13 protein-coding genes are annotated in these 14,248 nt (G+C 59.3%); 3 read left to right on the forward strand and 10 right to left on the reverse strand.

Features of this window, described 5'->3' with window-relative positions; translation table 11 throughout:
* Positions 1–16: 16 nt before the first annotated feature.
* From KGD89_RS13475 to KGD89_RS13510, 8 genes are read right to left on the reverse strand one after another with little or no spacing between them, the layout of a single operon-like run.
* Positions 17–661, reverse strand: a complete 645-nt coding sequence (locus KGD89_RS13475; protein WP_025260306.1) for a LysE family transporter — start codon at positions 659–661, stop codon at positions 17–19.
* A gap of 40 nt (positions 662–701) precedes the next feature.
* A complete protein-coding gene (locus KGD89_RS13480) occupies positions 702–2,486 on the reverse strand; it encodes an FAD/NAD(P)-binding protein (protein WP_051427780.1) in 1,785 nt (594 codons plus the stop codon).
* Between the two features lie 5 nt (positions 2,487–2,491).
* The gene (sbnB, locus tag KGD89_RS13485) at positions 2,492–4,501 is read right to left on the reverse strand and encodes a 2,3-diaminopropionate biosynthesis protein SbnB (RefSeq protein WP_074569128.1); all 2,010 of its coding nucleotides are present in this window, start codon (positions 4,499–4,501) and stop codon (positions 2,492–2,494) included.
* 10 nt (positions 4,502–4,511) lie between these two features.
* Positions 4,512–5,828 carry a SidA/IucD/PvdA family monooxygenase gene (locus KGD89_RS13490; RefSeq protein WP_025260308.1) on the reverse strand — a complete coding sequence of 439 codons (1,317 nt, stop codon included), beginning with the start codon at positions 5,826–5,828 and terminating at the stop codon, positions 4,512–4,514.
* A gap of 56 nt (positions 5,829–5,884) precedes the next feature.
* Positions 5,885–6,871, reverse strand: a complete 987-nt coding sequence (locus tag KGD89_RS13495) for an ABC transporter substrate-binding protein (RefSeq protein WP_025260309.1) — start codon at positions 6,869–6,871, stop codon at positions 5,885–5,887.
* Positions 6,868–8,010 carry an NAD(P)/FAD-dependent oxidoreductase gene (locus tag KGD89_RS13500; protein ID WP_025260310.1) on the reverse strand — a complete coding sequence of 381 codons (1,143 nt, stop codon included), beginning with the start codon at positions 8,008–8,010 and terminating at the stop codon, positions 6,868–6,870. The genes KGD89_RS13495 and KGD89_RS13500 overlap by 4 nt, the downstream gene beginning before the upstream one ends.
* A gap of 14 nt (positions 8,011–8,024) precedes the next feature.
* On the reverse strand, positions 8,025–9,524 hold the full coding sequence (locus KGD89_RS13505; protein WP_025260311.1) for a methionine--tRNA ligase: 1,500 nt from the start codon (positions 9,522–9,524) through the stop codon (positions 8,025–8,027).
* Positions 9,517–9,909: a cupin domain-containing protein gene (locus KGD89_RS13510; RefSeq protein ID WP_025260312.1), complete on the reverse strand. Its 393-nt coding sequence runs from the start codon at positions 9,907–9,909 to the stop codon at positions 9,517–9,519. The genes KGD89_RS13505 and KGD89_RS13510 overlap by 8 nt, the downstream gene beginning before the upstream one ends.
* A 539-nt stretch (positions 9,910–10,448) precedes the next feature.
* Here KGD89_RS13510 and parS point away from each other — a divergent pair.
* Positions 10,449–10,901 (forward strand): type II RES/Xre toxin-antitoxin system antitoxin, encoded by a 453-nt coding sequence (parS, locus tag KGD89_RS13515; protein ID WP_025260313.1) that lies wholly within the window; start codon positions 10,449–10,451, stop codon positions 10,899–10,901.
* Entirely contained in the window at positions 10,901–11,380 is a 480-nt protein-coding gene (locus KGD89_RS13520; RefSeq protein ID WP_025260314.1) for an RES family NAD+ phosphorylase, read from the forward strand. Before parS ends, KGD89_RS13520 begins: the two co-directional genes overlap by 1 nt.
* On the opposite strand, the gene acuI is transcribed toward KGD89_RS13520, so the two are convergent.
* Together acuI and acuR are read right to left on the reverse strand one after the other, a co-directional pair.
* A complete protein-coding gene (gene acuI, locus KGD89_RS13525; protein WP_025260315.1) occupies positions 11,341–12,324 on the reverse strand; it encodes an acrylyl-CoA reductase (NADPH) in 984 nt (327 codons plus the stop codon). The two genes, KGD89_RS13520 and acuI, sit on opposite strands and share 40 nt — an antisense overlap.
* A 46-nt stretch (positions 12,325–12,370) precedes the next feature.
* Entirely contained in the window at positions 12,371–13,006 is a 636-nt protein-coding gene (acuR, locus tag KGD89_RS13530; RefSeq protein ID WP_038399879.1) for an acrylate utilization transcriptional regulator AcuR, read from the reverse strand.
* Positions 13,007–13,135: 129 nt separating this feature from the next.
* Here acuR and KGD89_RS13535 point away from each other — a divergent pair, with 129 nt between their 5' ends.
* Positions 13,136–14,212: an NAD(P)H-dependent flavin oxidoreductase gene (locus KGD89_RS13535; protein WP_025260317.1), complete on the forward strand. Its 1,077-nt coding sequence runs from the start codon at positions 13,136–13,138 to the stop codon at positions 14,210–14,212.
* Positions 14,213–14,248: the final 36 nt, after the last annotated feature.

Here is a 14,248-nt window from a genome sequence, read left to right on the forward strand (position 1 = left end):
TGAGGCGATAGTTGCTTCAGCCGATAAAACCGGCAGGCAATAAACCGATCAGCAGTCGCAGACCGAAAACGATCATGAACAGCCCGGTAATGATGTCGATGGCCTTCTTCATACGCTGATAACGCGCTTGAACAGCCGGAATCGAAAACAGCGTCGCCAACAAGACAAACCAGGAAATGGCCAGAATCGCGATAATCGAAACCCCGGCAGTACGTACCCACATTGGCATGCCCGGCGTGGTGACGGTGGTAAATACGCTGGTGTAGAAAGCCAGGGCCTTGGGATTGGTCATATTGGTCAGCAGGCCAAAGCGATAGGCGCGGCCCAGACTGCCGATGCCCAGGGCCCGGATATCACGCGGCTTGGGCTGACTGCCCGCGCTGCGCAGACTTTTGCTGCCCAGCCAGGTGAGGTAAGTGCCGCCGAGCAATTGCAGGGCCGGCTGCAACCAGGGCAGTTGCTGAAAGATCAGCCCCAGGCTGGTAGCCGCCAGCAATGCCCAGATGATGCTTCCCGACGCCACCCCCAGCCCGGCACATATTCCTTGCTGTCGAGACTGGCTGAATGAAAGTTGGGTAATGACCAGAAAGTTGGGACCGGGGCTGATAATCAGAACGATGAAAGCACCGGCAAGCGCGGTCAACAACGTGATCTCGTACATCAAAAGTTATCCTGTTCAATTCAATAAATAATGTGGCGGGTTACAAACTGGCGGCTGTTGAAGCGTTAACACCCAATGTGTCCATACAAGACTCGACAGCCAGTCGCGCTTCGATAAGCGCCCGACAACCCGGATCCGGCGTGGGAACGTAGTGGTTATAGAAAGTGCAGCCCTCGACGGCAGGACCCAGGACCCAGAGCCTTTGCTGGACCGAACCGTCAGCACTCAGCGCCCGGCCTACGCTGTCCGTCTCGATGCCATCGGCGGGATAGGCATGGGCAGCGCGAACCAGCCCCTGACGCTGCAAATCGCCGATCAAGCCCTGAGGGTTGCGGGACAGGCCGCTATGAGGGACCCGGGCATTGATGACCCTGTCGAAATCCGAACAGCCTGCCTCCTCCATCGGCGGCAATACCGTGACCACACCGGCGTCCATCAAGGCCAGCAGGTCTTCGTAACGTTCTTTTTGCGGCCCGCCGACCAGACGGTTTGAAAGCCCGGCCCAGGTGCCATAGAACTCAAGGGTCGAGCGTTCCGTCAGCCCGTTGCGATCCACCAGCATTCGCAGCAGGTCGCGGTAGTCGCGCCAGACCTCCAGCGCCTGCTTCACCGGGCTCTGTGCAGTGCCTCGGCGACTGAGCGCCAGATCATGCTCGACCCACTCGCGATACCACTGGCTGTAATCGCTGGCCTGCCCCGTCCAACGCCGGGTTGGCAACCAGTGAGCCGGCTCGAACTCGCCCCACTCTCCGGCCAGGCGAGCGAACAGCATTTCCCGAACATCGGCCCCCTTAGCGGCCCACAATCCTTGTTGAACAGACAACAGTTGTTCAGGTGCTTCAAGCCGAACCCTGGCCTGATAGAACACCGCACGCATTTCGTCTTCGATCAGCGGCAGGATGTCCTGCTCGAAATCCAGTTGCCCGGTCGCGCTCTGCTGTCGCAAGACCTCGATGGCCTGGGCGGTAAAAAACATCCTGGGTAATCTTTCACTGCTGGCCGGGCTCCATTGTGGCCGGGCATGGAACGCCAGCCCCGAACGGGAAAACAGGTAGATCTGCGGCTCGCGACCCGAAGGCAGGTAACGCCAGCCAGCAAAGCCCGCGTCACGCTCGTAGCGCCCGCCTCGGCCCTGAGTCAGTGCGGCAACGGTGTCCATGGCGGTCAGTCCAAGGCCTTCGATGGCAACCCGCTCACCAATGACCTGTTCTGCCCGTGCTTCAAGCACATGCCCGCTGGTGAGAAACAACGCTTCAGTGATGAACTGTCGGCCATTGGCGACCTTCAAGCGAAAGCCCGTGGCATCCGGCAATGACTGGCAAGCGATCACCTCTTGCGGGTCATGACACACCTGGACACTGGCAGGACATTGCTCCAGCAGAAACCGGTAGCTGTCCTGCAGATAGCGGCCCAGTAACTTGCGTGGCACGAAATCGCCAAACCCGACGGGGCGACCATGCTCGCTATCACAGGTATGGCCACGCTCATCCAGACGCACGCCATGGGCTGTACACCATTGCAGGAATGTCATGCCCGCCGGCTCACAAACAGGAAACGCACTGGAAAACGCCGAAAGCTGCCCGGCCATGGTGTTGAGCATCAGGTAGTCCGGTTGCTCGGCCAGGTGCAGGCCGCTGCCGGGCGCTTGCGGGTCTAAAACCTCGATCACCCAGCATTGGCTCGGGTCCTGACGCGCCATGCCGATCAACTGCTCCAGAACACTCAACCCTCTGGAGCCCATGCCGACAATGGCGACCTTGCGTGTTTCAGGTACGGCAACAGGTAGGGTTTCATCAAGGAAACGCTCGATGGAAAGAGTCTGCATAGCCATCACCACCGATTCGATTCAAAAAAGAACCGGGGCACGGACAACGCCGTGCAGTCGGTAATCGCCTGCTGATACACCCGCTGGCCCACAGCCAGATCCAGCACTCCCAGCCCGAACGGCGAAAAGATCGACGCCCGGCCCGGCTTCAGCTCGACCTGGCCCAGCATCAGTTGCGCCAGGGTGCCGGTGATGAACGAGCGATCCTGATAATGCTGCACCGCAAGGTCAGGCGAGGTCTGGGCCTTGAGGCAGTGCTCCACGTCATCGAGGATATTGTTGGCGCCGGCAATGACCTTCGGCCCCAGATCACGCAATGAGATATTGAGGATGACCTGCTCGGGGCGGAACGGGTAATCGTCCACGTAAGGGCTCGGCGCAGTGGTCGCAAATACCACCACATCGGCCTGCAGGCTGCTTTCCAGATCCGCCGGGTGACTGGTGAGTTGATGACGGGTCGAAGCGTGTTCGATCAAGGCCAGGGCCGATTCCACATGTTTGTCGAATACGCTGACGTCATCCATAGCCCAGCCATCGCTGACGAACATGTCCAGAATCGTGCGGGCAATGAACCCTGCGCCGATAAAGGCGATGCGACGGACGCTGCGTTGCTGGCGGTTCAACCAGCGCGCCCCCAGCACTGCCGAAGCCGCCGTCCGCATGGCGCTGATGCGCGAAGCTTCAAGACACGCGAAGGCGTAGCCGGTCAGCGGGTCGTTGAGGATCAGCACCGCCGAGGCTCGCTGCAACCCCGTGTCGATATTGCCGGGAAAGCTGGAAATCCACTTGATGCCACTGACCGACTGCTCACCCGACAGGCTGGCCGGCAAGGCGATGATGCGATTGGCCGGAGCCTGGGGAAAGCGCAGGAAGTAACTGTCCGGGTTGATGGAACGCCCCGCTTCATGCTCCAGATACGCACGCTGCACATCGTCGATGCAGGCTTGCGGGTCGGCAGACAGAATCCGCGCCACCGCTTCGCCATCCACCACATGGAATGGCGTCTGGCGCAGGCGCTCAGCCGCCAGATAAGTGGTCCACTCGGGTACGATCGGCATGTCAGCCAGGGTCATGTTCAGCACTTCACTGCCAAAGCGCTGCTCGACCCATGGGTCGTCGTAAAGCGTGTCCAGATAGCGCTCGCCCCAGTCCGGCGACAACGCCACCACCACCGAGTCCGGCTCGATGCGCTCGCGCCAGGCATGCACGGCCGCTATCACCGTGGCGGTCGAACCACCGACCAGCAAGCCTTTGCTGCGCGCCAATACCCGGCACATGGCAACGGTGCGCGATTCAGGCACCATTTCCAGGGCATGAATGCCTTCGGCGTTGAAGATCGGCGGACGCTGGCTGGTGCCCAGCCCCGGAATGAAACGCCGACTGGCGGGCGTGTTGAAAGTCACCGAGCCGACACTGTCCACGGCAATGATCTTGGTCGTGGGGTGATGGCGCTGGAAATACTGCACGCAGCCCATCAGGGTTCCGGTGGTGCCAGCCCCCACGAACAGGTAATCCACATGCCCGAAATGTCGGCCTATGGAACGCGCCGTCGTGCGCGCATGGGCCCGGGGGTTGGCCGCATTTTCATACTGATTGAGCCAGACATAGCGCGAGTCGCTGCCGACCTTGTCACGGATCAAAGCGATGCGCGTCCCCAGAAAACCGCCATTGGCATCCGGCGTATCGACCTGGATCACCTCGGCGCCATAAGTGCGCATCATGCGGATGTTGTGATTGGAACTGTTGGGGTCGACCACACAGGTGAACCTGATGGAGCGCTCGGCACAGATCATCGCCAGGGCCACACCCAGGTTGCCGGACGAAGACTCGATCAGAATGGTGTCCGGACCGATCAGGCCGCGGGCCTGAAGATCATCTACCAGGCCCACGGCGGTCTTGAGCTTGATGGAGCCTGCCGGGTTGAGCGATTCCATTTTCAGGAAAAAATCATGCCCCAGACCTGCGACCTTGAGAAAGGTCTGGTCGTGAACGATATCGCAGATATTGTCGTACATGAGGATCACTTCACTGTGTCAGGAGCGGGGCATCGGCCAGGGAATCGAGTGTTTGTCCAAGGGCATTGGCAATGCGCTCGGCGCGCAACGCCATCAGGGAAAACGACTGGCTGTCGCTGATGCCATGGGTACGCTCGGACAGGCCGTTGACCCAGACGCTCACGTCACACTCGCCCTGAGTGGCGACGTTGTAATTCCTGTCGATGACCAGGCCGCCGTCCACATCAGCCTTGAGCCAGGGCTGCAGGTTGCTCAGCAACGGCGGGATCAGATATTGCTGGTAGCCCGTGCCCAGCACGATCACGTCCACTTCCAGCAGTTCGGTGCGCTGGCTGAAGGTGTCGGTCAATGCCACGCGATAACCCTGGTCGATTTTTTCCACCTGGGAGATGACCCGGTAGCCATAGGTCTGCAAACGCTTGCGACCGACAATGGTGTCTTCATAGATCATCGAGAACAGTTTCTGGCTCTCGTCCGGATCGATACCGGCGTAGTTGGTCGACCGGCTCCAGTCGAGGAAGCGGTGGCGTGCAGCAGGGTTCAGGTCATGGAAATAGTCCACATGATCCGGGGCAAAAACCCGGTTGGGGAACTGGCCCAGTTGAGTCAGCTTGAAGCCTGCGGAGCGATGCACCGAATGCACCTCGATGCTGCTGTCGCGACCGGTCAGCTCCAGCACCGACTCACTGGCGCTCTGCCCGGAACCCAGCACCAGCCAGCGCTTGGGCAGCCGGTCGCCAAAGGCTTTGAGGCGGGTCAGAAACTGCGAGGTATGGAACAGGGTCGGGCCAAGCAGAGCCTGGAACTCCACCGGAACTCTTGGCGCACTGCCGCTGGAGAGCACGATATTGCGTGTGTTGAAACTGGCATCCGGCGTCTTGACCTGCACCTCGCACAAACGACCGTCACGAATGACCGGCAGGATTTCAGTGACGGGCGCATTGAAGCGGGTGTAGCTGTCGACTTGCCGGGAAACCCAGGCGAGATAGTCCGACCACTCATGGCGGCTGGCAGGACGCCCCAGCAGACCGAAGTCGAACATGCGGCCCTGGCTTTTCAGGTACATGGCGAATGAAAAGCGGCTGCGGGGATTGCGCGGCGTTACCAGATCGCGAAAGACATGGTGATTGATATCAGTCCCGGTCAGCAGAAGTTCGCGATGCCATTGAGTATCCGGCGCGGCTTCAAGATAACGGACCGTCAGGCGAGACAGTGGGTCATCCACTTCCCGCGCATCTTCAAACACACAGGAAAGTGCAATACCTGCCGGCCCGAAACCAATACAGACCGCATCGGTATTAAACGTGTGTGGTGCTAAGTTACCCATTGAAGAACCATCCTTAGAACTGGAGTAAATGGCAGTAAGCAGATAGAGGTGTTGCGTTATTCGGTCACGGGGACGAGCCCTCTCTCGCCCAGCTTCCAGACACTGTTGAACGCCCCCCGGCATTCGCCCCGGTCGAAACTGACGAGGCCCAGCGGCGTGTTGAAAATGGTGTTGCTCAAGGCGGCTGACAGTTCGGCTTTGCGCAAAGTGCTGTTGGCCAAGACCCCAAGTACGTAAAGCATCAGCAGGCTTTCGCGGTAATAGGTTTGCGGCATTGCGCCGTACAGTTGCTGATGAAAATCCGTTGCCTGACGCGAAGAGCTTTCCGGTTCTTCAGCCAGGCCTGCTACACCGAAACCGATGACGTAGGTGTCGCGGTCATCAGCCTGTGCATTGCCCAGGTAAGGCGATGCGGCGTCGTCAGTGAGCACCAGAGGTCGCGTACTGCCCGACTGGCGTCGTGCAATCCAGTGCTCGCGGCTGGCCTGCAAGCGTCCGGCGAAGACTTCCACCTGGGCCTGATCGGGCTCGAAAACCCGGCGCAGCCCAGCCTGTCTGGCTGCAACGGCGATTGCACTGGCCAATGCCTGACCGTGGGCGCTGTCGTCGGCGTCGATATGCAGAACCTGCCAGTTTCGGGTTTTCAGCCAGGCCAGCAGATCACTGGCCAGTTGCCGATCCGACGGGCAAAAACGAAAGACGTTGGGGTGCTCCAGCGTCAGGCAGTCAATGGTCGCGGCAGGCGTCAGCAAGGGGATTCCCGCCTGCTGATAGAGTGGCGCGGCACTCAGCGCTGCATCGGAAGAGAAATGCCCGACCACCAGGTCAACCTCCCAGTCGATCATCTGTCGCGCAACCTCGACTCCCCGTGCGGCATTGGCGCCATCATCGAGAAAACGCCACTCCACCCGGTCCAGTCCGGCAATGAAGTTGCGGGCTACAGCCAGCGCCCGCAGAAAGGTTCGTGCATGAGGCGTGTCATTGGGGTCGAACAACGCACTCACGCCAACCCGCAGAGCCCGGGGCGTCTGTACTGAGGTCATGGCTGCACGCTCGAGTCGGCGGAGTCATTGCGGGCGCGGGCTGGTGACAGGGCCGACCAGTCACTGCTCAGTTCCTGGCCTGCCAGATGACTGCGCAACTGGTCGAAGGCAATCTGTGCAATCGCCGGGGCAAACTTGAAGCCAAGCCCGGACATACCGGTGGCCATGTAAACCGGGCTGTGCTCGCCGCAGAATCCCACCAACGGCCTGCCATCGGGGCTATAGCTGTCAAAGCCCGGCAGCACATCCAGCACGCTGATCAGGCCGGTGGAGGCCGACAGTTGCTGCACCCGCTGGCTGGCGTCCAGAGCATGACGCTCATCAGGCAAGGCAAGACTTTCCGGCCACGCACCCGCCTCTCGCAAGCCACAGCCGGTCTGCACGATATTGCGGGTCAGGGGAATGCCGTAAGACTGGGTGACGGCATCGATCACCGGCATCAACCAGGTGCTTTCGGTCATCACTCGTGCAAGTGGGATCGAGCGGGTTTCAAGTCCGAAGTCCATGCCTGGCAGCAGATCCGGACTCCAGGCCCCGGCGGCAATCACCACCGCCCGGCAGCGCAAGGTGGCGCTGCCCAGTTCGATGCGAACGTCGTGACTGGAACGACAGTCGATGGACCTGACTTCACTGTGCTCCAGCAACAACCCATACTGACGGACCACATTACTCAACAAAGCCACGGCCTGACGCACATTCCCCACACTGGCACGGGGCTCGAACAGATTGACCCGCGCCTCCTTGTGACAGTGTGGATAATGCACGCCGTCAAGCTCATGGGTGCCGACCAGATGCATCGGGTAGCGCACTTTGGCGTGTTGCCTGATCGCGCTCCAGATGTCCTCCAGTTGATCCGGTGCGGCACGATAAATCATGCCGGTGCGACGCAATGCACTGGAATACGTGGTGGCGAAAACGCCCTCATCCATCAAGCCAATGGAATACGCTGCCAGTTCCATCAACAGCGGATCGGTGTCGTATAAACGCACCAGCCCGCCAGAATAACCGCTGGCCCCAAGGGCACCTGCTGCGCCCTTGTCGATCAGCGCCACGGAAATACCCGTACTGCTCAGTTTCGCGGCAATGCTGGCGCCCACGATGCCAGCGCCAATCACCGCAATTTCATAATCGATGAACATCGAGATGTTCCTGCTCAGATAGAGTATTCAGCGGCCGAGCCGGACATGACCGTGGCGTTTACCCGTGTCTCGGGCAGCCCGAATGCCGTGACGATGCGCGCTGACATCTCAGGGATCAGCGATTTGCCGATCACAGCCAGGAACGCCGCCAGGTGAATCACCGTGCGCCCTTCGGCAAGGCGCGTAGCGGTAATGGCGATCACATCCAGCAGCACCTGAGCCATGCCCTTCATCGAGAAATGTTCGGAGTCCGAAGCCTTGATCCATTGCAGACGCAGCGCTTCCAGCAAACCGGCATCCTGGCCGCAGACGCCACTCCACCAGCAGTCATCGCAGCGTTGCCCGGCTTCCAGCAAGGCCGGGAAAAACTCGTTGAATACCCTCTGCCGCCATTGCAGGAAGTGCTGCAGGCGGAAATCGCCTTCGCTTTCCTCTGGGGCAATACTGGCCAGGTACAAACGGGCGCTGTCCGCGCAGGCCTCGCGGGCCAGATCCCCGACCCAGATGGCATGGTTGCGGCTGGTGGACAGGTTCAGGCCATCGAGCTTGAGAAACTGGTTGGGAATGAAACGCTGGTTGACCTTGATGTCATCCATTGCAGAAAGCTGCGCCGGGTAAACGATGGCGTGGCTGAATACGCAGTCGAAACCCAGAAAATGCACCAGCGTCCCCTGCCCCGACTGCCAGTACTGGCGGAACAGTTCGGGGCGTCCAGCCTGCTCCGCATACTCGCGAAAAGCCGCCATGTAACCGGCCAGCCCCATGAACCAGGTATGCACCCGGCATGAACCATCGACCTCAAGATCGAGCCCGCCATCTTCAGGGCGCGTCACACCCCAGTCATGCAGGTGTTCAACAGTTTCGCGCAGCCAGTTGTCCAGCGGCTTGCGCCATTTGCGGCCCAGCAGCCTGTCGCGCAGAACCGGCTTGAACGCCGCCAGTTTCATGAAGGCACGATGGGTGGATTTCCATTGCGACGGCTGCTTGCACAGCTTGCAGTGCAGATCGCTCATCAACGCAGCATCAGGCGCCTGAGCACAGTTTTCGCACTGGCTGGCGTCGGACTCGGCCCCGCAGTAGTTGCAATTGCCCCGGGCAAAGGCTTCATAGCCCCACACTCGACAGTCCGGGCAATACGGCTCCTCGGCATCGAGAAACTCGATGAAGCCGGATTTGCGAACCTTGCCGAACACCTCGCCAACTGCCTGCTCGAACCACGGGTTCCGGTATGGGCGCATCCAGTTGTCCGGCTTGATGTTGATGGCCGCCAGCGACGCCTCGATGCGGTTCGAGTTGCGATTGGCCAGCTCCACCGGATCGACACCCAACTCCATGCCTTTGCGCAGCATGTAGGACTGATAGTCATCCGAGTAGGAAACCAGCACGCAATCATGGCCGCGCTGGCGCTGGACGCGGGTGAACACATCCGCCGCCAGAAACGGTCCGGCGATATGGCCGATGTGCAGATCGCCGTTGGGCGTGGGCGGTGTGATGGTCACAATGAACTTAGCCATTGAGGCACCCCGTCGTCTCGTTGTGCTGCTCGACGAAGGCATTCACGTAGTTCATGTCCCACCAGACCACGTAGAAATGAAAGTCCTCATCGGAATCGTTGATGACGTAGTGATTGGTGTGTTTGGGAATTGCCGCAATGTCACCCACGGCAAATTCCATTTCCCGATCACCGACCACCAGCCTGGAACGCCCCTTGATGGCGATGAAGATTTCCTGATCGATCTGGGTGTGGGCTTCACTGCTGGTACCCGGTCGAACGACGCACCAGCCCCCGGCAAATGGCATCGGATAACCATCCCATGGCAGCAGACGACTGCCATCGAGCCCGTATTCATTGACCAGGGCTTCGAAGTTGGTTTTACGGTGAATGTCGAACTTTTCCATGCTCAAACCCGTGCGTTGTAGAGGGGTAAAGCATGAATTTGGTGAGAAACGTTGGCTATCGGATTGCTGGATAAGTCAGACGGGTCGAATCGATTTTTTGGATGGGTATATACATGGCTTCACCCTGCGCTGAAGCACAGGTGTCTCAGTGAAACTTCTTACAGCAATGCAGGCATTTGATTCAAAGTATTTCATTTCAAATGAAAAACATCGTTATGACAGACGTTACAAGGCATTGGCGCGCAAGGGGCGAACAATGATAATCACTATCATTGTTGCTGATAATTGAATACATCCCGGCAGTGTTACTGTGCCCGCGATGACAGAACACGTTGACAGCCTTGCGAAACCGCATCGCAGGGACTGAATACCTGCTCTACTTCATCAGTCCTTTGGTTAGATCTTTTAAGCCATCACACGCGAGTGCGGTGGCTTTTTTTTTGATTTCGGGCAATTGGCAGTAACAACTTTAGACTTGATGAATGGCCTGTTTGCGATAGTTTTTCGATCGTTTTCTCACGGCAAAAACAGGCACTCCGATGTTCACCCCCGCAGTTTCTCCTCGCAGCACCGAATCCGGTGCCGAATTCTGGTTACTTGCCAATCAGGTCAGTAAACGTACCGAAAGCGAACGCCTGAGCAATATCCATTCAGGCTTTGCACCCGGCTGGATACGCTCGGTTCGCGAGGCGTTCAGGCTCAGTAATGAACACCTTGAAGAATTGCTCAATGCCTCGACTTCCACCCTGGAGCGGCGTCAACGCCAGCAACAGCCTCTGGACCGGATAGCCTCAGAGCGCCTTGACCGGATCGCCATGATTGCCACCCAGGCCATGGAAATATTCGAGACCCCCGAAAGCGCCAGCCAGTGGATGCTGACCGCCAATGCGGCATTGGGTGATCAGCATCCTCTGCGCTTGTGTGAGACGGAGATCGGTGCCCAGCAAGTACGCCGCGCCCTCGCTGCTATCGCCTATGGCGGTGTTGTCTGATGCACGCCTGGAGAATCACCACGGCACCGTGCGCCACAGACCTGAGTGGCCAGGGTGCTGCGCTGTTTGGCGGGCGCTGGAATCACACGGAGCACAAAGCCCTGTATTTCGGCATGACAGCAGCAATCTGCGCGCTGGAAGCGGTTATCCATTGCACCGAAGTACCACGCATCGCACTGAAACTCGTACGCGTGAAGCTGCCGGATGAGCCGCAGCTTTACTGCGAACCCGACCTGCAAGAACTTGGCGAGGCATGGGCCAGCAATCCTGCCGATATCCAGAGTATGGATTTCGGTACGGCCTGGCTCAGGTGTGGTCAGCAGCTAGGGCTGATCGTACCGTCCTCGGCCCTGCCTCAGGCCCGCAACATCATGCTCAATCCGCTGCATCCGGCAGCGCAGCGGATCGAGGTTATGGAGGTCACTGACTTCGCGCTGAATCAGCGTTTGATATCCACCACCACTCTTCCCCTCACCTGACCGGCAATCAGTTGTGGCGCTATGTCGATGACTTCGCTCAATCCGATTTCACGGCTGATCAGCGGTAACAGCGAAACATCCAGATCAGTGGCCAGCCGCCCCCAGGCTTCCAGGCGGTCGGCGCGAGGACGATTGACGCTGTCGATCCCGGCCAGGGTTACACCGCGCAGGATGAACGGTGCGACCGATCCCGGAAACTCCATGCCCTGCGCCAGACCGCAGGCTGCAACTATGCCGCGATAGCGAATGCCGGCGCAGACATTGGCCAGCGTGTGGCTGCCGACCGAATCGATGGCTGCCGCCCACTGCTCTTTGGCCAACGGGCGACCGGGCTCGGACAAGGTCGCCCGATCAATGATCTGCGCCGCGCCCAGTTGCTGCAGGTACTCACTCTCCTCAGGACGCCCGGTGGAAGCCACGACCCGATAACCGAGCCTGGCCAGAATGGCCACCGCAAAGCTGCCCACGCCACCGTTGGCACCGGTCACCAGCACATCACCACTGTCGGGCGTCAGACCATGTTTCTGCAAAGCGATAACCGCAAGCATTGCGGTATATCCCGCCGTACCGATAGCCATGGCCTGGGCTGGCGTGAACGCCTCGGGCAGAGTAATCAACCACTGGCTCTTGAGTCGTGCCCTGGCAGCCAGACCACCCCAATGCGACTCGCCTACGCCCCAGCCATTGAGCAGGACCTGATCGCCCACCTTGAATTCCGGCGACTCGCTGCTTTCGACCGTTCCCGCCAGATCGATCCCCGGCACCATGGGAAAACTGCGCACTACTGGGCTGGCACCGGTGATAGCCAGGGCATCTTTGTAGTTAAGGGTGCTGCTGGATACCTGCACCGTCACATCGCCCGGCGGCAGCGAAGCTTCATCGATATCTGCCAGACTGGCGCGGTATCCCTGCTCGTCCTTGTTGATCAAAATGCCTTTGAACATATGCACCTCCAATTTAGACCGATCGTCTTTAAATAGACCCGAGCAATCATTGCGGCAAGCCGCGAAGAAAGCCCGCAATAAAGGTATTCAAGGGTTTATCGCTTTTAACCAGCCGCGCACGCAGCACCGCGCCTTCCCAGCCGATCCAGAAAAAAGCCGCCAGCTCATTGCAGTCCGCATCCCTGGCCAGCTCACCAGCCTGCTGGGCTGCTTTCAGACAATGGGTGAGTCTGGCCTGCCAGCCCTGAAGAATATCTTCAAGTTCAACGCGAAAATATTCAGGTAAGACACTGATTTCCTGGCCAAAATTACCCACCATGCAACCGCGTCGATAATCATGGCGCGCCATGCCGTGCTTGGCGCTCTGCACGAACCCTACCAGCCGCTCCAGCGGCGAAAGCGATTCATCCAGCAGCCAGCGATCCAGGCGACGGGCGAAGTAACCGGCGTAGCTCTCCAGCACTGCGCGGCCAAAGGCTTCCTTGCTGGCAAAATAGTGATAGAAGGAGCCTTTGGGTACGCCCACTTCCTTGAGGATGTAATCGATGCCCGTGGCCGTATAGCCCTGCTCGGTCAGGACCTCAAGGCCTCGGCGAATCAGGGCTTCGCGGGTTTCCAGATTTTCACGGTCCACCTTGGGCGGACGACCGGGGCGTCTGGGCTTATCGGATAATGTCGTCATGGCGGCAATATTAGACCGACCGTCTCCAAAGTCAAATCCATGTGAGCCAACATCCGCCTGAAGGGTTGCCAAAGGCGATGGCTGCGCGCTCAATAGCAGTTTTACTGCCTTCGATATGGAGCCTCTGGCATGAGTTCATGGCCTGACAACCGCATCCTTGATCTGCTATCCATCACCCTGCCCATCCTGCAGGCCCCCATGGCCGGAGCCACTGGATCGGCAATGGCGATTGCCGTCGGAAATGCAGGCGGACTGGCCTCACTCCCCTGCGCCATGCTGAGCCCTGAGCAAATACGCGAAGAAGTTGCGTTGATTCGTCAATACAGCCAGGCACCGCTGAACCTGAACTTCTTCTGCCATACGCCGCCTGCTACCGATCCTGAGCGGGACGCACGCTGGAAAGAAGCGCTACAGCCTTACTATCAAGAACTGGGTGCCGATTACGCTGCACCCACACCGGTTTCAAGCCGGGCACCTTTCGATGCCGATAGCTGCGCATTGGTCGAAGCCCTGAAACCTGAAGTGGTGAGCTTCCATTTCGGCCTTCCTGAACGCGCCTTGCTGGATAGAGTCCGGGCGACCGGCGCCAGGATCCTCTCCTCGGCCACCACCGTTGAAGAAGCTGTCTGGCTTGAGAAAAACGGCTGCGACGCGATTATTGCCATGGGCTATGAAGCAGGCGGCCATCGCGGCATGTTCCTCAGCGACCAACTCCATACCCAGGTCGGCACTTTTGCCCTGGTCCCGCAAATTGCCAACGCCGTCAGCGTGCCAGTCATTGCCGCAGGCGGCATTGCAGAAGGCCGAAGTGTCGCAGCGGCCTTCATCCTTGGCGCATCGGCGGTGCAAGTGGGCACGGCTTATCTGTTCTGCCCCGAAGCCAAGGTCAGCAAGCCGCATCATCAGGCCCTGCGCAGCGCTACGGACAGCCAGACGGCATTGACCAACATCTTCACTGGTCGCCCGGCACGGGGCATCGTCAACCGGATCATGAGAGAAATCGGCCCCATGAGCCCTCTTGCGCCCGCCTTCCCCCTGTCTGGCGGTGCGTTGATCCCCCTTCGTGCCAAAGCCGAGCCACAGGGTAACGGCGACTTCATGAACCTGTGGGCAGGCCAGGCCGTGGGCATCAAGCATGAGCTGTCCGCAGCCGAACTGACCCGTCAACTGGCTGATAATGCGCTGAAAATACTCTCCGGGAAGTGAAACAGCGCTTCCATGGGAATGCGTCATCGCTATATA

Origin of the sequence: Pseudomonas cichorii, assembly GCF_018343775.1 — a bacterium.
Lineage (GTDB): Bacteria > Pseudomonadota > Gammaproteobacteria > Pseudomonadales > Pseudomonadaceae > Aquipseudomonas > Aquipseudomonas cichorii.